A 20,093-nucleotide genomic window follows, 5' to 3' on the forward strand; every position below is an offset into this window, starting at 1 on the left:
CCGGCGCCACCCGGGTAGCGCAGAGGACCTGCACGACGGCGCCGTCGCACCCGGGACGCGGTGCCGCCGCTGCTCATCCGCCCCACCATCTCCGGGATCCGCCGCCCGCTCTCACCGGTCGGCGGACCCGGGGCGGGCCGGAGCCGGGAATCCACCCGGCCGGCGGACCGTCGCGGCGGGTCAGGTGAGGACGTCGTCCTCGTCGACGGGCACGTCGGCGTCCTGCTCCAGGACGTCGGCGTCGTCGGCCTCGCGGTAGCCGATCGGCCCGCGGGGCGTGCCGGCCTCACCCGGTCGGGCGGCCAGCTGCTGCTCCAACGCGTCGGCCTCCGGAACGTCGCCGGCAGGAGATGTCGCCTCCCCGGCGCGGCCGGGGGCGGGCGGATCCAGGAGCGCCTCCTGCTCCGCGCGGTCGGCGTCGGGCACGTCGCTCGAGATACCGGGCTCGGTCACGTCGTCCTCCCTGAGAAGCGGGTGCGGTCGCCCCCATCGTGCCGTCCACCGGGCGACCCGGCAGAGCGGGGAGGTGTGAGGGAGACGACGAAGCCGTGACCGGATCGCCAATGGCAGGCACAATCGAGGTGATGGACACGCCCGGGGACTACGAGTTCGCGCCGCTGCGGATCCCGCCGGGCACGTCCCGGTCCGCGGCGGCGACCATGCTGAGCCTGCAGTCCGACGTCGGCGGCTGGGAGCTCGCGCGCCTGCAGCTGCACGCCGACGGCACCCGCAAGGTCATCTTGCGGCGCCGCGCGCGGCTGTCCTACCTGCCCAAGCCGGTCATCTAGCGCCAGGCGCCGGCGGCGCACGGCGGCGGGGATCCGGGTCGCGGCGTCGCCGGGCCGGTCAGGGGACGAGCACGACCTTGCCGACGGTGTCCCGGGAGGCGAGCCGGGCCAGCGCCTGGGGCGCCTGGTCCAGCGGCAGCGCGGCGCCGACCAGCGGGTCGATCGAGCCGTCGAGCACCAGCCGGGTGAGGTCCCCGTGCACCGCGCCGACCACGGCCGGGTTCTTCGTCCGGTACAGGCCCCAGTGCAGGCCGACCACGCTGTAGTTCTTCACCAGCACGTGGTTGGCCGGTGCCTGCGGGATCGTGCCGCTGGTGAAGCCCACGACGACGATGCGGCCCTCGAAGGCGATGCACTTGCGGGACTTGTCGAAGACCTCGCCACCGACCGGGTCGTAGACGACGTCGGCGCCGTGCCCGCCGGTGACCTCCTTGACGATCGGCACGAAGTCCTCGGTCGTGTAGTCGATGACGTGGTCGGCGCCCAGCTCACGGCAGATCTGGGTCTTCCGGGCGCCACCAGCCGTGGCGATGACCGTGGCGCCTGCGGCCTTGCCGAGCTGGATGGCCGCCGATCCGACGCCCCCGGCGCCGGCGTGCACGAGGAGGTACTCCCCCGCCTGCAGGTGCGCGCGGCGGTGCAGGCCGACGTGGCCGGTCTGGTAGGTCAGGTAGAGGGAGGCTGCCTTCTCGTCGGACATCCCCTCGGGCACCGGCCAGGCGTTGGCGGCGTCCATGAGCGCGTACTCGGCGAACGCGCCCGGCCCGCCCGACGGGCCGCCGATCACCCGCTGGCCGGTCTCGACGATCTCGCCGCACAGCTCCACGCCGGGCGTGTACGGCAGCGGCGGCTTCTCCTGGTACATGCCCATGGCCATGAGCACGTCGGGGAAGTTCAGCGCGGCCGCCCGCACCTTGACCAGCAGCTGCCCCTCGCCGGGAGTCGGCCGGTCGACCTCGTCGAAGGACATGACCTGGGAGGGATCGCCGAGTTCGTGGACCCGCCATGCACGCATGGGCCCGACCTTGCCAGACCGCGGGTGACCGTCATCACGCGGCCCGGCTCGCCTCGCCAGGACCCCGGGCCGCATGCCAAGGTGCGGACGAGCGGCCACCCGTTCCTGCCGGTGGCCCGGAGGGAGACCTGATGATCGAGCAGCTCACCGACCGAGTGCGCTTCCTGGGCGCGTTCCTCGCCAACCCCCGGCAGGTGGGCGCGGTACTGCCCACCTCCCGGACGGCGGTGCGGGACATGCTGGACATGGCCGACGTGCCCGGTGCCGCGCTGGTGGTCGAGCTGGGCGCCGGCACCGGGGCGCAGACCCAGGAGATCCTGGCCCGGCTGGGCCCCGACGCGCGGCTGGTCACCCTCGAGATCGACCCGCGCCTGGCGAAGCTGCTCGACGAGCGGTTCGACGATCCGCGGGTCCAGGTCGTCTGCGACTCGGCGGAGAACCTCGGCGCGCACCTCGGGGAGGCGCGGGCCGACGTCGTGGTGTCCGCGCTGCCCTACACGTCGCTGGAAGCGGGGCTGCGCCGCCGGATCCTCGACGTGCTCCCGGGCGCGCTGGCCCCGGGCGGGAGCGTCGTCGTCATCCAGTACTCGCCGCTGCTGCTGCCCGAGCTGCGCAGGCGGTTCTCGTCGGTGCGGTGGCGGGTGACGCCGTGGAACGTGCCGCCGGCCTTCCTGTACGCCTGCCGGCAGGACTGACCGGCGCTCAGCGCATCGACGGCGGGCGCAGCGCCTCCGGGACGACGGCGGTCTCGCCGGTCGTCGTCTTGGCGCTGGGCACGCCCTTGAACTTGTAGGGCACGGTGCCGACGCCGGGCTGGACCACGTACGCCGCACCGGGCTCCGCCGAGCCCCACGCCATGATCATCGCGTCGGCGACCTCCTCGGCGGTGAGGACCGGGAAGCCCGCAGCGGTGAACTGGTCGCGGATCCGGTCGATGATCGCCGTGTCGGCGAACCCGGGGCAGATCGCGGAGATCGTCGTTCCCTCGGCGGCCAGCCGCGGAGCCATGGAGCGCACGAACGCAATGGCCCCGCCCTTGGCGACGCTGTAGCCCGGGTCGGTCGCCATGGGCGAGAGACCGGCCAACGACGCGGTGACGACGATCGCCCCACCACCGGCGCGCTTGATCGCGGGGCGGGCCGCGGCGACGCCGTAGACGACGCCGAAAAGGTCGATGTCGACCACGCGCATGAACTCGTCCAGGTCCAGGACGTCGTCGCTCTTGGCCGCGGAGATGCCCGCGTTGAGGTAGGCCGCGTCGAGCCGGCCGTGGTCGGCCTCGATGCGGGCCACGAGGGCCTCGTTTGCGGCCCGGTCGGTGACGTCGAGGGCGGCGAACTCGCAGCCGAGGTCCGCGGCGACCTGCCGGTTGCGCTCGCTGTCGAGGTCGGCGAGGACGACGGTGACCTCGCGCTCGCGCAGCTTCGTGCCGAGGGCGCGGCCGAAACCGCCGGCCCCTCCGGTGATCAGGGCGACGGATCCGGGGCGGGGTGCGGAAGTGGTGTCGGTCACGCGCCCATCCTCGCTGGCGCTCGTCCGGCGCGCGCCGCCGGGTGCCCGGCCCCCGCGCGGCCACGCGGGTTCGGTGGCGTCCGCATCACGCCATGGCTCAGGCGTTGCGGAGGAAGCGGTCCAGCACCCGGACGCCGAACTGCAGCGACTCGACCGGCACCCGCTCGTCGATGCCGTGGAAGAGCGAGGCGAAGTCGAGGTCGGCGGGCAGCCGCAGCGGCGAGAACCCGAAACAGCGCATGCCGAGGCGCTGGAAGCTCTTGGCGTCGGTGCCGCCGCTCATCGTGAACGGCACCGGCCGGGCGCCGTCGTCCTCCGCCTTGAGCGCGGTGACCATCTGGTCGACCAGTGGACCGTCGAACGTCGTCTCCACGGCCTGGTCGTGCACCAGCCACTCGCGCTGCACCCCCTCGCCGATCAGCGCGGCCAGCTGGCGCTCGAACTCCTCCTCCTGCCCGTAGAGGAAGCGGCCGTCGACGGTCGCGCTCGCTGTGCCGGGGATGACGTTGGCCTTGTAGCCGGCGTCGAGCATCGTCGGGTTGGCGGTGTTGCGCAGCGCCGCGCCGATCATCCGGCTGATGCTGCCCAGGCGGGCCAGCGCGAGCTCGGGCTCGGCGGGGTCGATCTCGATGCCGTAGGCGTCCTCGACCGCGGCGAGGAAGGCGCGCATCGGCGGGGTGAGGGTGAGCGGGAAGCGGTGCGCGCCGATGCGGGCCACCGCTTCGCACAGCCGGGTGACGGCGTTGTCGTCGTGCACGAAGGAGCCGTGCCCGGGCCGTCCGCCGGCGGTGAGCCGCATCCACGCCAGACCCTTCTCGGCGGTCTGCACGAGGTAGAGGCGCAGGTCGTCGCGGACGGTGATGCTGAAGCCGCCGACCTCGCTGATCGCCTCGGTGCAGCCCTCGAACAGGTCCGGGTGCTCGTCGACCAGGAAGTGCGCGCCGAGCTTGCCGCCGGCCTCCTCGTCGGCGACGTACGCGAGCACGATGTCGCGCGGAGGCTGCACGCCGGTGCGGGCCCAGTCGCGCACCAGCGCCAGCACCATCGCATTCATGTCCTTCATGTCGACCGCGCCGCGGCCCCAGATGTACCCGTCGCGCTCCTCGCCGGAGAACGGGTGGACGCTCCACTCGGTGGGATCGGCCGGAACGACGTCGAGGTGGCCGTGCACCAGGAGCGCCGGCCGGCTGCGGTCGGCCCCCGGGATGCGAGCGACCAGGCTCGCCCGGCCGCGCTCGGACTCGTGGATGACCGACTCGATGCCCGCCTCGTCGAGCTTGCCCGCGACCCATTCCGCGGCCGCCCGCTCCCCCGCGCCGGTGGCGGTGCTTCCGGTGTTGGTGGTGTCGATCCGGATGAGGTCGGAGAGCAGCTCGGCGACCTCGTCCTGGGCGCCGGCGAGCGGGGCGGGGTTCTCGGCCATGGGCGCGATCGTGCCACCCGCGCGCGGTCACCCGTGCGAGTGATCCGGTACTCCACCGTCCGATACCTTCGGCCGATCACCCCATCCGTGAGGTCGTTGCGCGCCTACGGCGCCCGAGAGCCCCGTGCCGCCGTCACCACCGCCGGGGTGCTGCTGGTCGTGAGCGCGGCCATCCTGCTCGTCCTGCCCGTCTTCCACGAGGCCGACGGCGGAACTCCCGCGCTGGTCGTGCACTGGATCGGCATCGCCGCCCTGCTGGGTGCCGCGCTGGCGTGCCGGCTGGTGCCCGCGGACGTGCTGGACCGATGGCACCTCGGCCTCCTGCTCGGCTTGGGCAGCGTGGTGCTGATCGGCGCCCTCAACGTGCTGACCTCCGACGTCTCCGCCGGCTCGCAGGCCTTCTACGCCCTCCCCGTCCTCTGGGCCGCCGTCCACCTGCGGACCCCCGCGGTGGTCCTCGTGACCGCGTGCGCGCTCGCCGCCGACCTGCTCACCCTGCTGGTGCTGCTGCCCGCCGCTGCGGCGTTGGCGGACTTCGTCTTCTTCGGCGCCCTGCTGATCGTGATCGCCGTCCTGCTGGTGCGCGCCAACCGGACCCAGGAGCGGCTGGTCGCCGCCCTGCAGCGCCAGCTCACGATCGACTCCCTGACCGGCCTGGCCACACGGCGGGCCTTCGACGAGGCGTTGGAGACGGCGATGAGCCGGTCGTACCTCGGAGGCACCGCCCTGGTGCTCATCGACGTCGACTCGTTCAAGTCGATCAACGACCAGCACGGTCACCCCGTGGGCGACGACGTCCTCGTGCACCTCGCGCAGGTGCTGCGCGGCCACATCCGCACCGACGACGCCGTGCTCTCCCGGCTCGGCGGCGACGAGCTGGCCGTCCTGCTGCCCGGCTGCGGCCGCCACGTCGCCGCACGGCGCGCCGACGAACTGCTGCACGCGGTGCGGGCCGAGCCGCTGGCCCTGCCCGACGGCACCCTGCTGTCCCTGTCGATCAGCCTGGGCGTGGCCCACGTGCCGCGTTTCTCGCGGGACCGGCGGGCGCTCTACACCTCGGCCGATGCGGCGCTCTACGACGCCAAGCGGGCCGGCCGGGGGCAGGTCGCACTGGCCTCGGCCTGACACACCACGGCGGCGTCGGGGGGTGCGTGATCGGCACCCGGCGGTCAGGTAGTCTTCTCCACGCACTCGTCCGGGTGGCGGAATGGCAGACGCGCTAGCTTGAGGTGCTAGTGCCCTTTATCGGGCGTGGGGGTTCAAGTCCCCCCTCGGACACAATCTCGCCCCGGTGTCCCTGCAGGTCAGGAGCCCGGGGCGCTTCCATGCCGGGGTCTGAGAGGCCCTCGTGATACCGACGTGATACTTCGCGCCTCGGATCAGCCCTCGAGCAGCGCGGCGAAGCGGTCGGCCGCCTCGCGGCCCATGCGAGGGTGCACGTGCTGGTAGACGGTGAGTGTGATGGTGGCGCTGGCGTGGCCGAGGCGCTCCGAGACGACCTTCACCGGCACGCCGTCGGCCAGCAGCAGGGTGGCGTGCGTGTGGCGGAGGTCGTACAGCCGAATCACCGGCAGCCGCTCCTCCCCGAGCGCCTTCCACCCTTGGACGACTTGGCCGGTGAATCGGCGGGAGAACCGCTCGGCGTGCCGATGGGTGCCGTCCAAGTTGCTGAGCACGAGCGCCGAGCCACGCACGAGGTCGAGCGCCAGCAGTCCGCGAGCTGCCCGGTAGGCACGGAGCGCGGCCACCGTGCCCGCGTCCAGATCGACGACGCGTGCCCGACCCGTCTTGGTCGGCCCCTCGACCAGGCGCTCACCGGCGCCCTTGGTCTTCACCACGCCGATGCCGCGACGGACCGCGAGCCGGCCGACGTCCAGGTCGACGTCGCGCCAACGCAGGGCCAGTGCCTCTCCATGGCGCACGCCGAGCTGACCCTTGGGAGCGGCCTGGTCGTCGCGCACGGAACCGCGGAGCTGCTGATGCAGCGCGCGGGGCTCACGGGCGTCACCGGCCGGTCGAAGTGGTTGACGCGTCCGACCCGACGTGATCGCCATGGACTCGGTCGATCGGCGTTTCGCCCGCTCGGTGCCTAATCAGCTGTGGGTCACCGACACCACCGAGCACCCCCATCGAGGGCAAGGTCTGCTGCGCCGTCATGCTCGCTGCGTGCTCGCGGCGAGTGGTGGGCTGGTCGATCGGCTCCTCACCGACCGCGGCGCCGGTGACCAACGCGCTCGGCATGGCGATCGAGTCCCGCAAGCCACCGGCAGGAGCGATCATCCACTCCGACCAGTTGAGCCCAGGCAGTTCGGCTCCTAAACGTTCACAGACCGCGCCAAGGCCAGCGGCCTGATGCTCTCGATCGGCAGCATCGGCGACTGCTACGACAACTCGATGATCGAGTTCTTCTGGTCCCGGATGCAGGTCGAGTTCCTCGACCGCCGGCGCTGGAAGACCCGCATCGAACTGGCCAACGCGATCTTCGAGTACCTCGAGATCTGGCACAACGGGCAAACCGACACAGAGCCTGGACATGGCCACACCAATGGAGTTCGAGAAGCGACAACTGAGCATCGGGGCCTGAGGAGTCCAACGACCCGACTCCGTCGAACCCGGGACACGCCAAAGCCTTCATCGATCTCGGGGCGGTGCAGCTCCTGGCAGCGCAGAGTCGACACCCACCCCGCCAACCTGGGTGCCGCGATCCCCACGTCGCGGTCTGGGTCGGATTCCCTGACTGGCTGCCTGGGGGGCCCTGGTCGGATGACGCGCCACCTTGACGCGCGGCCTCCGCAACCGGCGACAGCACCAGGACGCTCAGCCGGTCGGGCCCTGCGCCTGGGCATCGGCAGCCTTGGTTTGCGTGGGCTGGGATCGTCGGGACAGCTGGCGGGCGGCCAGCAGGACGAGGAGGACACCACCGATGACCGCCGATGTCGTCGCCGCGCTCCAGCCCGCCTCCCCGGCCTCCTCGCCTCCGGAGGGGATCTCGCCGGTGCGCAGGCCTTCGGCGAGCGCCGTTACCGCAGCGCTCCAGTTCCCGTTGATGACCTCCGGCTGGGCCGCCGTGGTCACCAGCTGGTCGACCTCTGTGGCGTCGTAGGGGAACGTGTCCCGCAACCACCACTGGTACTCGTTGTCCTCCACTGCCATGGCGAACAGGAGATAGGAGGAGCCGAGCTCCGACTGGGTCGCGACCTGCTCCGCCCAGTCCGCTCCGGCCTCCTCGAAGCTCGACACGAGGACCACGTGCAGTGCTCCCCCGGTCTCGTCGCGGACGGCTTCGAGGGTGCGCCGGACCTCGGCCGCGTCGCTGCCCAGCACACCGTTCGGGTCGGTCAGCAGGTCGTCCACCGGAAAGGGCGGTTCGGCGACGGCCGGCCCCGTCCCGGTCAGCACGAGGACCGCGAGGCCGACAAGGACGGTGATCAGGCGGTGCACTCCGCTTCCTCCACGGAGGCGGATCGGTCGGGGACGGGCGTGGGGGGACCTCACGAGTTGGTGGCGTCCGGCGCCGCACCGTCAGGCCCGCGCACGGCGCGCCGCGCGCGGCCGGCGGCCTCCGCCGCCATTTGCTCGAGCGGTCCCCGGCCCACCGCCTGGCGCCAGGCCACCGCGAAGGCCAGGGCCACCGCGACCTGCACCAGGTAGCCCGGGGTGGCGCTGAAGGAGTCGAGGGGTGAGTTGATGAACAGGACGTGGGCGGTGTAAAGGGTGAGGGTCATGCCCCCGGCCGCGGCGATGGGGAGCAGGACGGTCCCGGCGCGGCGGGCGAGGAGCAGCATGCCGCCGAGCACCGCCGTCGCCACCCCGATGGTGTGAATCAGGTCCAGGGGGGTGGAGGTGTGCGGGGCGATGGTCGCCAGCCACCACCAGGTGCCTGTCGGGGTGACCCCGCCGCTGCCGAAGACCAGGAGGTCGCCAACCTCTGCCCCGCTCAGGCCGCTGGCGGCCGCGGTCGCGTAGAGCCGGGACTCACCGCCCAATGCCCCCAGCAGCGAGCTGGACAGGGCCCAGGCTCCGGCCCCGGCGGCCGCACCGACGGCGAGCAGGCGGACGGCGACCCGGTGCTCGGACAGCCGCAGGCGGCCGATCGCGATGCCGATGCAGATGTAGGCCATCCAGGGCAGTGCCGGGTAGAGCCCCGTGACGGTCAGCTTCAGCAGCAGTCCGAAGGGGTCCGTGAAGACCTGACTGAGGGCGACGTTGTCGGCGGACGCTGCCGGCAGCGCCGGGCGCGCGAGGTGGCTGAGCACCGGGACGACCACCGCGATCGTCACCCCCACGGCAAGGAGCGCCCGTGTGGAGAGCAGGACTGCAGGGATCGCCAGGACGAAAAGCACCGCGTAATAGACGAGGATGACCGTGGCCACCCCCGGGTCCGTCCAGCCCAGCGCCAAGCCCACGGCGGCGATGACCCCGGCGCGTGCGGCCAGCGACGCCGCGGCCGCCTTCCGGTCACCGGGCCCGACCCGCCGCCGCCCGGTCATGAACGCGATGCCGATCCCGGCGAGCAGCGCGAACGTGGCGGCCGACTGCCCCGCGGCCAGAGCGTAGTGCCAGGTGACGTCGCCGTCGTCGTCGTAGGCCCAGAGGGAGTGCACCGCCATCATCCCGAGCAGGGCCAGGCCTCGGGTGGCGTCCACGCCTGCCAGCCGGCCCGGGGCTGTCAGGGTCGACGGAGCAGAATCCGGCCGCCTGCCGGCCTCCCGCCTGCCGGCCCCCGAAAGGCCGCGCAGCTCGGGATGTTGGCGCGAACCCGGACCAGTCGGCTGGGGGGCCTCGGCGGGGGTGGGGCCGGTCGCCCGTGCAGCGGGGCACTGGTGGTCCCGCATCAGGAGCCCACGCCGTGATCACGGGAACGGAGCGGGGACCGCCGGGAGAACGGCGGCAGCGACTGCATGCCATCACGATGCGTCGGCCCGGTCACCCAGCGCCTGGTCACCCGGTGGCCGTCCTCGTCCAGGACGAGGTCACCCACGATGTGCACCGCGTCGCCCCGGGCGACCGGGTCCTGTAACGCAGGAGGCGATGCAACGGACGACGACGTCCTCCACGCTGAACCGCTTGGTCAGGTAGTCGTCGCCCCCCGGCGGTGAGACCGGCGAGGGGTCCTCGGCGGCTCCTTGGCGATCACGGACAAGACCGGCAGCGCCGGTGCGTCCCCGCACAGCCGGACGAGCATCTCGAACCCGGTGGCGTCGGGAAGCTTCACGTCGAGCAGTTCGCGACGAGCACCCGGGGAAGCGGTCAACGGGCACGTCGCGGATCGAGTGCTGTAGTGCTGTAGTCGACGTCATGCCGCTACGGTCGGCGGCGAACCTTGGCCTTCCCTGGACGTAGGGATGGAAGTGCCTGGACGGCCGGTGGACCAGCCGGGCAGCCGGCTGTGGGACCGCTGTGAGAAGCGGCCGTGGGCGGGCAGCCTCCTGCTGCGCCCGGCAGACTCCGGAAGGGCGCACGGTCCGGTCAGGCCGGATGACGGAGGGCTTCCCGGATGGACGTGCGGGAGTCGGGCTCGGCGTTGGGCGACGAGCCGGTCACCGGCCTTTCCCAGCGGGAGGCCGAGGCCCGGCGGCGCGGGGGCGAGGGCAACGTCGCCGTCAGTGCGTCGTCCCGTGGCTACGCCCGGATTCTGCGCACGAACGTCTTCTCGTTCTTTCAACATCATCCTGTTCGTCATCGGGGCCGCCCTGCTCGCGCTGGGCAGCTACAGCGACGCCCTCACCAGCGTCGGTCTCGCCTGGTCAACGCAGCCATCAGCGCCGTGCAGGACATCCGGGCCAAGCGCAAGCTCGACCGGCTGCAGCTGCTCGACCGGAGCCGGGTCACCGTCAACCGGGACGGCCGGGACGTCGAGGTGGTGCCGGAGGCCGTCGTCCGCGGAGACGCCGTCCACGTGCGCCCCGGTGACCAGCTCGTCGTCGACGGCCCGCTGCTCGACGGCGGCCGGGTGGACGTCGACGAGTCCCTGCTGACCGGGGAGTCCGAGCCGCTGCACAAGTTGCCCGGCGACGACCTGCTGTCGGGCAGGTTCTGCGTCGGTGGCGAAGGGCACCAGCTGGCCCGGGACGTCGGCGCCGCCAGCTACGCCAGCCGGCTCACCGCCGACGCGCGCCAGGTCCCCACCGACAAGACGCCCCTGCAGAACCCGATCGAGTTCGTCCTCCGGCTGATGAGCGCGACGATCCTGTTCTGCCTGCGGCCGCCGACGGCGCCGCGGCCGCCGGGCAGATGCCGATGGGACCGGGCGGCGCTGGACCCTTCGGCGGTGGACGTGGCGGAAACCCGATCGCCGACCAGACGAGCAGCGTCGACGTCGTCCTGAGCGCGCCCGTGAACGTGACCATCGTTCTGCTCGGCATCGCGCTGGCCCTCTTCGGCGGTCTCGTGGCCGGCGTCCTCGGGGGCTGGCGGGCCGCCCGGCTACGTCCGGCAGCGGCCCTTCGCAGCATCGACTGACCTGTCCTGACCTGACCTGATCGGAGACCGACGATGTACGTGCTCACAGAAGTCAGCAAGACCTACTCCTCGGACAAGAAAACCATCACCGCCCTCGACAAGGTGAGCCTCACCATTCCCGCAGGGCAGATGGTCGCCATTGAAGGTCCGACCGGGGGAGGAAAATCCACGCTCCTCCAGATGCTCGGTGCCGTCGACCGGCCCACGTCCGGCTCGGTGCGCCTGGGTGACGAAGACCTGTCCGAGGTTTCCGAGCGGCGCCTGACCGAACTGCGCGCCCGCGAGATCGGGATCATCTTCCAGTCGTTCAACCTGATTTCGACGCTGAACGCTCAAGAGAATGTCGAGACGGCGTTGGTTCCGCTCGGTGTCTCCTCGTCCGAGCGGCGGGAGCGCGCCGCCGCGGCCTTGGCGGTAGTGGGACTCGCGGACCGGCTCGACCACCTACCGCCACAGATGTCCGGTGGGCAGCAGCAGCGCGTGGCCATCGCCCGGGCCATCGTGAAGCAGCCGCGTGTCCTGCTCGCCGACGAGCCGACCGGGAACCTGGATGAGCCCACTCGCGACGAGATCATCGCGATCCTCAAACAACTCTGCCGGCAGCAGCAGCTGACGCTAGTGGTCGTGACACACGATTCCGCCGTCGCGGCGCGAGCCGAGCGCCGGCTGCGGATAGTGCGTGGCAAATTGCAGGAGCGTGCGGTCGTGTAACAGCCTGCCGGACGTGGTATCGGTGCAGGCCGAGGGCTGCGTCCGTGCCACCATGTTGACCTCCCTCCCCTCGGTTCATCCGGATTTGCTGGAGTCCGCACTCGTTGCGTATGCAGCCTGAGCTTCAGGAACGGACGTCGTGAAACCTCGGCGGACACGCTGCCCGATGCCCAGAGCTGCGGCCGCCACCTTCACCCCGCTTCGGTGACGCACCCCCGCCGGGGTCCTTGGCTGAGGACCCCGGCGGGTCGACTGTCGGGCTCGTCTAATCCTGTCTTCCCCGCAGGAGGTGCGAGATTGCGCATCGCGTGCAGATCCGGGCCATCGACAACGACGAGGGCAACCAATTGTTGCGCATCGTCCGCCACAGCAGCGGATTGGTGGTGACCTGGCGAAGAGCCCAGGTCGTGCTGCTCTCGGCCCTGGGCAGGGACGTACCGATGATGCGAAGGTGACGTTCGCCAGCCCCGACCCGGTGCGGGACGTGCTCCACAACTGTCCCGCCCCGGGTCTGATGGAGGCTGTTGATCCACGTGAAGATGAGAGTCTTGGCGGCACCGAGAAGGTATCCCGACGAGCAGCGTGAGCGGGCGACCCGGATGGCGGTCGAGGCCCGGCATGACCCGGCGAGCCGGACCGGGGCGTCGAAGCGGATCGGCGAGCAGCTAGGGACCAACCCCGAGACGCTGCCCAACTGGGTCATCCAGGCCAAGATCGACGACGGCCACCGGCCCGGCACGACGACCGATGACGCCACCACCCGGCTGGCCGAACTCGAGCCCCCGCCGCGCCGAAAGTCGTTCGACCCCTTCCCGCTGGCGCGTCTCCTCGATCATGTGGAGACATCAAGATCACGAGGCGACACATCTCTTGCATCTCGGGCTTCGGCAATTCGTGGTGACGAGTTACTGGAGCTTCGTCTGCACCCTCGACCGCATGAGAACGCCCACCGCCGAGGAGTGACCCTTGGGGGCTGGTCGTCAGGGCGCGATGACGAGATGTGCGATGAGGTCGCCGTCCATCTCGAAGCGGTAGCGGAGGTCAGCGACGCCTCCGGGGAAGTCGCCCTCCAGCCGGACGACGGCGACCCAGTGCGCGTCGTCGGTGCGCTCCGCGGCCACCAGCGTGGTCGTGTACGTGAACCCGGCTCCGGCCCTGGTCAGGAAGCCGCCGATTCCCTCGGTCCCGCGGTAGGTGATGCCCTCGTCGACCACCACGGCGGTGGGCATGAAGGCGCGCAGCGCGGAGTCGGTGTCGCGGGCCTCGTGCGCGGTGAGGTAACCGCGGATCGTGGCCGGGAGCTGGTCGGTGTGGATGCTGGTCGGTGTGGTCACGCCCCCACGGTGCGGCCTCCCGGTCCGGGAAGGTCAAACGCTGGACTCTCCCCCGGGGGGAGGGTGCACCGTAGGGGCGTGCTCACGATCGGCGAGTTCTCCCGGCTGACCCACCTGAGCGTGCGGACGTTGCGCCGCTACCACGATGCGGGTCTGCTCGAGCCGGCGACCGTGGACGCAGCGACCGGCTACCGCAACTACACCGTCGACCAGATCCCGGCCGCCCAGGTCATCCACCGGTTGCGGGAGCTCGACGTCCCGCTGCCCGACGTGCAGCGCATCCTGGGCTCCGCCGATCCGCGGATCCGCGCCGCGCTGGTCGCCGACCACCTGCGGCGGCTCGAGTCCGAGCTGGAACGCACCCGCGGCGCGGTGGCGTCGCTGCGCCGGCTGCTGGAGCCGGAGCCGCCACCACTGTCGGTCGAGCTGCGCGCGGTCCCGGCGACGACGGTGGCCGCGGTCGAGGACGACGTGGCGCACGAGGAGATGCTCGCCTGGTACGCCGGCGCCATCGCCGAACTGGACGCGGTGGTCCACGAGCCGGCCGGCGTCCCTGGAGGGCTGTACGACAACGAGCTCTTCTCGGCCGGGCGCGGGCACGTTCTCCTGTACCGGCCGACGGCGGAACCGCCGCGCAGCGGCCGGGTGCACCCGGTGACCCTGCCTGCCGTCGAGCTCGCCGTCACCACGCACGTCGGGGAGCACGACGACATCGACGTCACCTACGGCGAACTCGGCACCTGGGTGGTGGGCAACGCGCTGGCGGTCGCCGGCCCGGTGCGGGAGACCTACCTGGTCGGTCCCCGCGACACGGCTGACCCGTCGGCCTGGCGGACCGAGATCGGCTGGCCGGTCTTCCGCGTGGCGCCGCGCTGATGGTCCCCGCCGGTCGCTGATCCATCTCCGGGAGGTCTGTCCATGCCGGGCATCCGAACACCCGGCCAACGGCCCGGCGCCTTCGTGAGCTCGACCCGGGGCGAGGCGGCGGTGGGGCGCAAGGACGTCCTTGGAGCGGGGATCAACCCCTGATGCGCAAGCGTGTGCAGAAGTACCGTGCCCCCCTCGGACACAGGAAAGAAGCCCACGACCACCTGACCGTGGGGCTTCTGCTGTTTTGGAGTCGGCACGTGCGCCGATGCCTCGAGGTGCTCGTTCGGCGGGGACGGTCTCGTGTGCGGCGAGGCCGCGGACCCCGTGACGCGATCTCCCGGAAGTCCGGGCACGCAGCTGCTGCACGGCGGGTCGGATGCCCCGGACCTACACCGTCGTCGTCCTTCGGCAGCCGCCGAGCGGGCCATCGAGCTCGACCTCCCCGAGCCGGTCGCAGGTGCGGTCGTCGACTTCCTCTACGGACCGCTCGCCACGGATCCCCACCGCGTCGGCAATCCGCTGGGTTTCGAGCTCGAGGGCTACTGGTCCGCACGACGAGGCCAGTACCGCGTCATCTACTCCATCCACGACGACCAGGTCTTGGTCCGGGTCGTGCGCATCTCGCATCGCGCCGACGCCTACCGCTGACCGCCAGGTCACGACCGGCGCAGGCGTGTGCGGGAACCACCGTGTCGCCCCTCGGACACAGCAGCGAGGTCCCGCGGCCCCGGCCGCGAACCCCGTCCCTCAGGACGCGTCCGGGCGGGCCGGAGCCCGCACCGACCGGTGCACGTGCTGTCCGGACGGTTCGATCGAGTCGGTGACGCCACCCCATGTCAAACGGGTCCTCACACGCCCCGGCGGGACGGTCTGGCCAGCCGCACAACGGGGCGGCCCGAACCGAGGAGAACGTCATGCCGTTCGTCAACGTCAAGGTCATCGAGGGCGTCTTCACGTCCGACCAGAAGCAGTCCATGGTGGAACGCCTCACCGACGCCATGGTGGCGATCGAAGGGGAGGCCATGCGGGGGGTCACCTGGGTGGTCGTCGAGGAGGTCGCCAGCGGTGACTGGGGCATCGGCGGCAAGTGCCTCACGACTGCGGACGTGAAGGCCCTCGCCGGCGTGTAGCCGCCGCCCGAACACCGCACGGGACGGGTTGGCTGGCCTACGGTCACCGGTATTGGGGGTCACCATGTCCACTGCTGTCCGGCTCATGGGCCGACCTCGCGTGATCTGTGACGGCAGCCCGGCGCCCGCCCCGCGCGGCAACAAGGCGTGGGCCCTGCTGGCCTACCTGCTGCTGACCGAACGCGCGCCGTCTCGCCAACAGCTCGCCTCGCTGCTGTTCACCGAGGCTGTCGATCCCCTTCGCGCCCTGCGCTGGAACCTCTCCGAGCTGCGGCACACCATGCGCGGGGTTGCGTCCCTCGACGGCGATCCACTGGTCCTGACCCCGGCACTGCACTGTGACATCGACGTCCGCATCCTGACGGAGGGCAACCCGTCGCAGGCGCTCGCGCTCGAGGGCATCGGGCAGAAACTGCTCGAGGGGGTGGCCGTACCCGACGCTCCGGCGTTCGAGGCATGGCTCGAGGCGGAACGGTGCAGGATCACCTCCTGCAGTGAGACGGTGCTCGTGGACAGGGCACTGGAACTCCTGGCAGCCGGTGCCGCCCATGCCGCTGCCGGCCTGGCGGCACGGGTGGTGGCGATGGACCCCTTGAATGCGGACCACCACGCCGTTCTGGTCCGTAGCCTCGCCGCGGCCGGGGACCACCCGGGCGCCCGACGACAAGCCCTGCGCTGCGCCGACCTCTTCCGTCGCGAGCTCGGGTGCGCACCGCCCGCCGAAGTGCTGGCCGCGGCGCGACCGACGTCCGCGCGACAGCACCCGGGGACCAGTCCGGCGGCCGTGCGGTCCCTCCTGGACATGGGCAAGGCGTCCCTGTCGGCCGGGGCCGTGGACCGCGGCATCGAGCAGCTCGAGCGCGCGGCGGCGATCGCGGTGGACCTCGGCGACCCGCTCCTGCAGGCAACCGCCTTCGTGGCACTGGCCGGGGCCCGCGTGCACGGCGCCGGCGAGCGCGGCACGGCGGTGCGTGCTCTCCTGCAGGACGCCGCGGCCTGCGCCCGCCGGACAGAAGCGCCCGACCTCGCTGCAGCGGCCTGCCGGGAACTCGGCTTCCTGGCCCTGCAGCACGGCCACCACGACCGCGCCCTGGTGTCGCTCGACGAAGGCGAACGGCTCGCCACCGACGACGGTGAACGTGCCCGCCTGCTCGGGGTCCGTGGGATGTGTCTGACCGACGGGGCTCACTACGCGGGGGCCTTGTCGAGCCTCACCAGCGCGGTGCGCCTCGCCCGCACCGTCGGCGACCTCCGGCAGGAAGCCTGGTGCCTGTCGATGGTCGGCCGACTTCACGTGCTCCGGGGGGAGCCCGCCCGTGCCACCGCGCCGCTCGACGCGGCGCTCGAGATCGTCGACGACCAGGGCTGGACGGCGTTCCAGCCCTGGCCGCAAGCCTTCCGCGCCGAGGCGGCCATCGAAACTGGGGACCTCTCCACCGCGCGTGAGCTGCTGGAGCACGCGTGGGTCCTGGCCACGGAGAGCGGCGACCACTGTTGGATGGCGACCGTCGCGCACGGCCAGGCCTCACTGGCCATCGCCGCCGGGCAGCCGTCCTCGGCCCAGGACTGGGTCGAGCGCGGTCTGGCGCCCCTACCGTGGTACCTATGGCCGCGGGCGCGTCTCCTCGACCGGGCCTGCTCGCTGGCTCTGCGCGCCGGTGGGGCGGCGGCGGCCCGCGTCCTGATCGACCGGCTGGCCGGGCTCGCCGGCCGCGGGAACATGCGCGAGCTGCTCGTCCGCGCGCACCTGCACCGCGCCCGGGCCGGCTCGCACCAGGCACTCGCCGCCGCCCGCGCCCTGGCCGCGGAGGTCGACTCCCCCGCCCTCCATGCGCGCATCCGTACCGAGATGGAGAGTCCGGCGGGACACTCCGCCCGGCCGAGGAGCCGTCGTGACGACGCCACCGGACGCCCCTGACAGCGTGCGTCCCGGGGATGCAGACGTCCTCGCTGACGAGGGTCCGGACGACGCCGGCTGTGCGGTGATCCCGGTGCAGACGGCCAGGACGGCGCGCCGGCGAGACGATGGCGTCACCGCGGGCGCGTTCGCCCGCAGGCGGCCGGCGCCGGTGCGACGTGCCCCAGACGCGACCAGCACCGCCCCTGCCGCGCCGGCCACTCGCGCTCCGCACAGCCGATCCAGCGCCGTCTCGAGTACTCCCCGGAGGGGAGCTTCTGGGGAGCCCCCCGGGTAGTTCCAGCCGGCGAGCGTCGGCACCAGGACGGCGGACAGCGCCCCTCGATACCGTTCGACGACGGTACCGACGCCGGTGCCCCCGAGGGCCACCCAGCGGCCGGTGACCGTCTCACCGCCAGCACGACCGAATCGACCGAGCTCGCGACGGGATGAACGCCGTGCTCATGACACCAGGAGCGCAGCGCGCGGCGATTGCAGCGGTTCAGGTCCTCGGCCTGGCCGTGTGGTTCTCCGTCTCCGCGGTCGTTCCCGGCCTGCAGACCGAGTGGCGGATCTCCAGCGCTGCAGCGGTCTGGCTCACCGGGACCGTCCAGCTGGGCTTCGTCACCGGAGCGCTGGTCTCCACGGTGCTCAACCTCGCCGACCGGTTCCCGCCCCAGGTCCTCATGGCCGCCAGTGCCGCGCTCGCCGCCCTGGCCACCCTCGGCCTGGCAGTCCTCGCCGACGGACTTCCCGTCGCGTTGGTCCTGCGGTTCCTGACCGGGGTGTTCCTCGCCGGCGTCTACCCGGTGGGCATCAAGCTGATGGCCTCGTGGGCGTCCAGCAGCAACCGCGGCCTGGCCATGGGGATGCTCATCGGCGCGCTCACTCTCGGCTCGACGCTCCCGCATCTGATCGGCGGGCTGGTGACCCTGCCCTGGCGTGGAGTGCTGCAGGCGACGGCCGGAATAGGTTTGCTCGGTGCCGTACTGGCCCTCACCGCGGTCCGCCCGGGACCGCACCTGTCCACCGGCCCTATCAGCCTGCACCCCCGGTACGCGCTGCAGATGTTCGCCCGGCCCGGGCCGCGGCTGGTCAACCTCGGCTACTTCGGGCACATGTGGGAGCTGTACGCGCTGTGGACCTGGCTCCCGTCGTTCGTGCTCCATGCCGCATCGTCGGCCGAGTTCGGCTCCTACTCCCAGATCCTGGTGTTCGTCACCATGGGCCTGTTCGGCCTGGCCGGGTGCCTGCTCGGAGGATGGGCGGCCGACCGGTTCGGGCGCTCCGCGGCGGCCGTCACCGCCCTGACGGTCAGCGGCGCCTGCTGCCTGCTGTCACCCCTGGCGTTCCTCGCCCCGGCACCCGTGCTGGCCGTCTTCTGCGCGATCTGGGGCGCCTCGGTGATCGCCGACTCCGGCGTGTTCTCCACCGCGCTGTCCGAAGTCGCCGACCGCCGCTTCGTCGGCACCGCCCTCAGCGCCCAGACTGCCATCGGGTTCGCCCTCACCGTGCTCAGCATCCAGCTGGTCGCGCTTCTGGCCGAGGGCGTCGGCTGGCAGTACGCGTTCCTGATCCTCGCCCCAGGCCCCGCCCTCGGCGCTCTCGCCATGCGCCGCGTCAGGACCCTCTCTTCCGCGCGAAGCCGGTGACCGCCGGCCGGCACACGCAACACCGGTGCCGGCGGCGTGCGTTGCGTTCCTCGAGGTGCCACGGGCACGGGGCGTCCGACCGGCGCACCGCGTTCCGATCAATTCCAGAAAGGCCGTGTGCACCGCGCCCCTCCCCCACGCCGGGGACGCTGGTGGAACGGCTCCCACGTCGCGGTGCCCACGCGGCCGCGAAGGGCGTGCTCGCCGGCGACGCTGCCGAGCGGCTGCGAGCGGTGACCCCAGCGCCGAGGACCATGGATCGCCACGAACGATCACTGCCCAGGCCGGTGCGTATGGAGGGAGTCGCCCCTCGGACACCGAGCTGAACCCCCACGGTCTTCAGGCCTCCTCCTCGGGAAGGAGGTGTGCGCCCGTCTCGTCCTCGCGACCCACCGCGGGTCCCTTCGTCCGACTGATGGCGGAACGCCGCCCCCACTCCAGAGTTCATGGCGCCGCAGCTGGTGCGGCATCCCACGGACCCTTGAGGAGGGATCGTGACAACGGTCCACCAGGCGACGATCGCAGCCGACGCGCCGGCGGTCGCCCAGGCACACGCCGCTCGTGGAGCAGCGCTGACCAAGGTCTACGGAAGCGGTGAGACACGGGTCGTCGCCCTGGACGCCGTGGACGTCCAGTTCCGCCGCGGGCAGTTCACCGCGATCATGGGACCGTCGGGGTCGGGCAAGTCGACGCTGATGCACTGCATGGCCGGTCTCGACGGCCTCACCTCGGGGCGGGCCTGGATCGGCGACACCGAGATCAGCGGCCTGGACGACAAGGGACTGACCCAGCTCCGGCGGGACAAGGTCGGATTCGTCTTCCAGGCCTTCAACCTGCTGCCCACGCTGACCGCGCTGGAGAACATCACGCTGCCGATGGACATCGCCGGCCGCACCCCCGACCGCGCCTGGCTGGACGGCGTCATCGACGCCGTGGGCCTGCGGGAGCGGCTGGGGCACCGGCCGACGGAGCTGTCCGGCGGCCAGCAGCAGCGCGTCGCCTGCGCACGGGCGCTCGCGAGCCGGCCGGACATCGTCTTCGCCGACGAGCCGACGGGGAACCTCGACTCCCGCAGTGGCGCGTCGGTGCTGGCGTTCCTGCGCACGTCCGTGCGGGAGCTGGGCCAGACCGTCGTGATGGTCACCCACGACCCGTCCGCGGCCTCCTACGCCGACCGAGTGCTGTTCCTGGCCGACGGTCGCATCGTCGACGAGATGGCCGAGCCCACCGCCGAGCGGGTCCTCGAGCGCATGAAGGCCTTCGACCCCGCCGGCCCCCGCGCCGCGGAGGGGATCTGAC

The 20,093-nt window shown here is 72.1% G+C and carries 22 protein-coding genes and 1 tRNA gene; 14 read left to right on the forward strand and 9 right to left on the reverse strand.

Annotated features, from left to right (window positions below; genetic code table 11):
* Positions 1–180: 180 nt before the first annotated feature.
* Entirely contained in the window at positions 181–453 is a 273-nt protein-coding gene (locus ACI791_RS07015) for a hypothetical protein (protein WP_347056862.1), read from the reverse strand.
* A 131-nt stretch (positions 454–584) separates the two neighbouring features.
* Between ACI791_RS07015 and ACI791_RS07020 the strand changes: the two genes are divergently transcribed.
* The gene (locus ACI791_RS07020; RefSeq protein ID WP_269194247.1) at positions 585–788 is read left to right on the forward strand and encodes a DUF5703 family protein; all 204 of its coding nucleotides are present in this window, start codon (positions 585–587) and stop codon (positions 786–788) included.
* Positions 789–846: 58 nt separating this feature from the next.
* On the opposite strand, the gene ACI791_RS07025 is transcribed toward ACI791_RS07020, so the two are convergent.
* Entirely contained in the window at positions 847–1,803 is a 957-nt protein-coding gene (locus tag ACI791_RS07025; RefSeq protein ID WP_456585394.1) for an NADPH:quinone oxidoreductase family protein, read from the reverse strand.
* 131 nt (positions 1,804–1,934) lie between these two features.
* Here ACI791_RS07025 and ACI791_RS07030 point away from each other — a divergent pair, with 131 nt between their 5' ends.
* Entirely contained in the window at positions 1,935–2,498 is a 564-nt protein-coding gene (locus ACI791_RS07030; RefSeq protein WP_347056864.1) for a class I SAM-dependent methyltransferase, read from the forward strand.
* 7 nt (positions 2,499–2,505) lie between these two features.
* On the opposite strand, the gene ACI791_RS07035 is transcribed toward ACI791_RS07030, so the two are convergent.
* Both ACI791_RS07035 and ACI791_RS07040 read right to left on the reverse strand, forming a co-directional pair.
* Positions 2,506–3,315: an SDR family oxidoreductase gene (locus tag ACI791_RS07035; protein ID WP_456585395.1), complete on the reverse strand. Its 810-nt coding sequence runs from the start codon at positions 3,313–3,315 to the stop codon at positions 2,506–2,508.
* A 97-nt stretch (positions 3,316–3,412) separates the two neighbouring features.
* On the reverse strand, positions 3,413–4,738 hold the full coding sequence (locus tag ACI791_RS07040; protein ID WP_456585396.1) for a M20/M25/M40 family metallo-hydrolase: 1,326 nt from the start codon (positions 4,736–4,738) through the stop codon (positions 3,413–3,415).
* Positions 4,739–4,825: 87 nt separating this feature from the next.
* Between ACI791_RS07040 and ACI791_RS07045 the strand changes: the two genes are divergently transcribed.
* Positions 4,826–5,863, forward strand: coding sequence for a diguanylate cyclase (locus ACI791_RS07045; RefSeq protein WP_456585397.1), 1,038 nt, complete (start codon positions 4,826–4,828; stop codon positions 5,861–5,863).
* A gap of 68 nt (positions 5,864–5,931) precedes the next feature.
* A tRNA-Leu gene (locus tag ACI791_RS07050) sits at positions 5,932–6,016 on the forward strand.
* Between the two features lie 101 nt (positions 6,017–6,117).
* Here ACI791_RS07050 and ACI791_RS07055 read toward each other — a convergent pair.
* The 4 genes from ACI791_RS07055 to ACI791_RS07070 all read right to left on the reverse strand — a co-directional run bounded on the left by ACI791_RS07055 (position 6,118) and on the right by ACI791_RS07070 (position 9,384).
* Complete coding sequence (locus ACI791_RS07055; protein WP_456585398.1) at positions 6,118–6,699, reverse strand: site-specific integrase; 582 nt, start codon at positions 6,697–6,699, stop codon at positions 6,118–6,120.
* 43 nt (positions 6,700–6,742) lie between these two features.
* Positions 6,743–7,273 carry a hypothetical protein gene (locus ACI791_RS07060; protein ID WP_456585399.1) on the reverse strand — a complete coding sequence of 177 codons (531 nt, stop codon included), beginning with the start codon at positions 7,271–7,273 and terminating at the stop codon, positions 6,743–6,745.
* A gap of 282 nt (positions 7,274–7,555) precedes the next feature.
* Positions 7,556–8,179, reverse strand: coding sequence for a TPM domain-containing protein (locus ACI791_RS07065; protein ID WP_456585400.1), 624 nt, complete (start codon positions 8,177–8,179; stop codon positions 7,556–7,558).
* A 50-nt stretch (positions 8,180–8,229) separates the two neighbouring features.
* Positions 8,230–9,384: a heparan-alpha-glucosaminide N-acetyltransferase domain-containing protein gene (locus tag ACI791_RS07070; RefSeq protein WP_456585401.1), complete on the reverse strand. Its 1,155-nt coding sequence runs from the start codon at positions 9,382–9,384 to the stop codon at positions 8,230–8,232.
* A gap of 1,121 nt (positions 9,385–10,505) precedes the next feature.
* Between ACI791_RS07070 and ACI791_RS07075 the strand changes: the two genes are divergently transcribed.
* The 4 genes from ACI791_RS07075 (at position 10,506) to ACI791_RS07090 (ending at position 12,366) form a co-directional block, all read left to right on the forward strand.
* Positions 10,506–11,066, forward strand: a complete 561-nt coding sequence (locus ACI791_RS07075) for a P-type ATPase (protein ID WP_456585402.1) — start codon at positions 10,506–10,508, stop codon at positions 11,064–11,066.
* Positions 11,067–11,074: 8 nt separating this feature from the next.
* A complete protein-coding gene (locus tag ACI791_RS07080; RefSeq protein WP_456585403.1) occupies positions 11,075–11,200 on the forward strand; it encodes a hypothetical protein in 126 nt (41 codons plus the stop codon).
* Positions 11,201–11,233: 33 nt separating this feature from the next.
* A complete protein-coding gene (locus ACI791_RS07085) occupies positions 11,234–11,911 on the forward strand; it encodes an ABC transporter ATP-binding protein (RefSeq protein WP_456585404.1) in 678 nt (225 codons plus the stop codon).
* A 308-nt stretch (positions 11,912–12,219) separates the two neighbouring features.
* Positions 12,220–12,366 carry a hypothetical protein gene (locus ACI791_RS07090; protein WP_456585405.1) on the forward strand — a complete coding sequence of 49 codons (147 nt, stop codon included), beginning with the start codon at positions 12,220–12,222 and terminating at the stop codon, positions 12,364–12,366.
* 525 nt (positions 12,367–12,891) lie between these two features.
* Here the strand turns inward: ACI791_RS07090 and ACI791_RS07095 are convergent.
* Entirely contained in the window at positions 12,892–13,245 is a 354-nt protein-coding gene (locus ACI791_RS07095; RefSeq protein WP_456585406.1) for a nuclear transport factor 2 family protein, read from the reverse strand.
* Between the two features lie 78 nt (positions 13,246–13,323).
* Here ACI791_RS07095 and ACI791_RS07100 point away from each other — a divergent pair, with 78 nt between their 5' ends.
* The 6 genes from ACI791_RS07100 to ACI791_RS07125 all read left to right on the forward strand — a co-directional run bounded on the left by ACI791_RS07100 (position 13,324) and on the right by ACI791_RS07125 (position 20,092).
* On the forward strand, positions 13,324–14,121 hold the full coding sequence (locus ACI791_RS07100; RefSeq protein WP_456585407.1) for a MerR family transcriptional regulator: 798 nt from the start codon (positions 13,324–13,326) through the stop codon (positions 14,119–14,121).
* 318 nt (positions 14,122–14,439) lie between these two features.
* Complete coding sequence (locus tag ACI791_RS07105) at positions 14,440–14,763, forward strand: type II toxin-antitoxin system RelE family toxin (protein WP_456585408.1); 324 nt, start codon at positions 14,440–14,442, stop codon at positions 14,761–14,763.
* A gap of 266 nt (positions 14,764–15,029) precedes the next feature.
* Positions 15,030–15,245, forward strand: coding sequence for a tautomerase family protein (locus tag ACI791_RS07110; protein ID WP_456585409.1), 216 nt, complete (start codon positions 15,030–15,032; stop codon positions 15,243–15,245).
* An 85-nt stretch (positions 15,246–15,330) separates the two neighbouring features.
* A complete protein-coding gene (locus tag ACI791_RS07115; RefSeq protein ID WP_456585410.1) occupies positions 15,331–17,163 on the forward strand; it encodes a BTAD domain-containing putative transcriptional regulator in 1,833 nt (610 codons plus the stop codon).
* 428 nt (positions 17,164–17,591) lie between these two features.
* Positions 17,592–18,794, forward strand: a complete 1,203-nt coding sequence (locus ACI791_RS07120) for an MFS transporter (protein WP_456585411.1) — start codon at positions 17,592–17,594, stop codon at positions 18,792–18,794.
* A 494-nt stretch (positions 18,795–19,288) separates the two neighbouring features.
* Complete coding sequence (locus ACI791_RS07125) at positions 19,289–20,092, forward strand: ABC transporter ATP-binding protein (protein WP_456585412.1); 804 nt, start codon at positions 19,289–19,291, stop codon at positions 20,090–20,092.
* Position 20,093 lies beyond the last annotated feature (1 nt).

This window comes from Blastococcus sp. SYSU DS0973, from assembly GCF_054051055.1.

What these genes read in the sequence shown, in the direction of transcription:
- ACI791_RS07020 (WP_269194247.1), top strand. Translation starts at nt 585, where the DNA reads ATGGACACGCCCGGGGACTACGAGTTCGCGCCGCTGCGGATCCCGCCG.
- ACI791_RS07025 (WP_456585394.1), bottom strand. Translation starts at nt 1,803, where the DNA reads ATGCGTGCATGGCGGGTCCACGAACTCGGCGATCCCTCCCAGGTCATG.
- ACI791_RS07030 (WP_347056864.1), top strand. Translation starts at nt 1,935, where the DNA reads ATGATCGAGCAGCTCACCGACCGAGTGCGCTTCCTGGGCGCGTTCCTC.
- ACI791_RS07040 (WP_456585396.1), bottom strand. Translation starts at nt 4,738, where the DNA reads ATGGCCGAGAACCCCGCCCCGCTCGCCGGCGCCCAGGACGAGGTCGCC.
- ACI791_RS07060 (WP_456585399.1), bottom strand. Translation starts at nt 7,273, where the DNA reads ATGTCCAGGCTCTGTGTCGGTTTGCCCGTTGTGCCAGATCTCGAGGTA.
- ACI791_RS07085 (WP_456585404.1), top strand. Translation starts at nt 11,234, where the DNA reads ATGTACGTGCTCACAGAAGTCAGCAAGACCTACTCCTCGGACAAGAAA.
- ACI791_RS07110 (WP_456585409.1), top strand. Translation starts at nt 15,030, where the DNA reads ATGCCGTTCGTCAACGTCAAGGTCATCGAGGGCGTCTTCACGTCCGAC.
- ACI791_RS07115 (WP_456585410.1), top strand. Translation starts at nt 15,331, where the DNA reads ATGGGCCGACCTCGCGTGATCTGTGACGGCAGCCCGGCGCCCGCCCCG.
- ACI791_RS07120 (WP_456585411.1), top strand. Translation starts at nt 17,592, where the DNA reads ATGAACGCCGTGCTCATGACACCAGGAGCGCAGCGCGCGGCGATTGCA.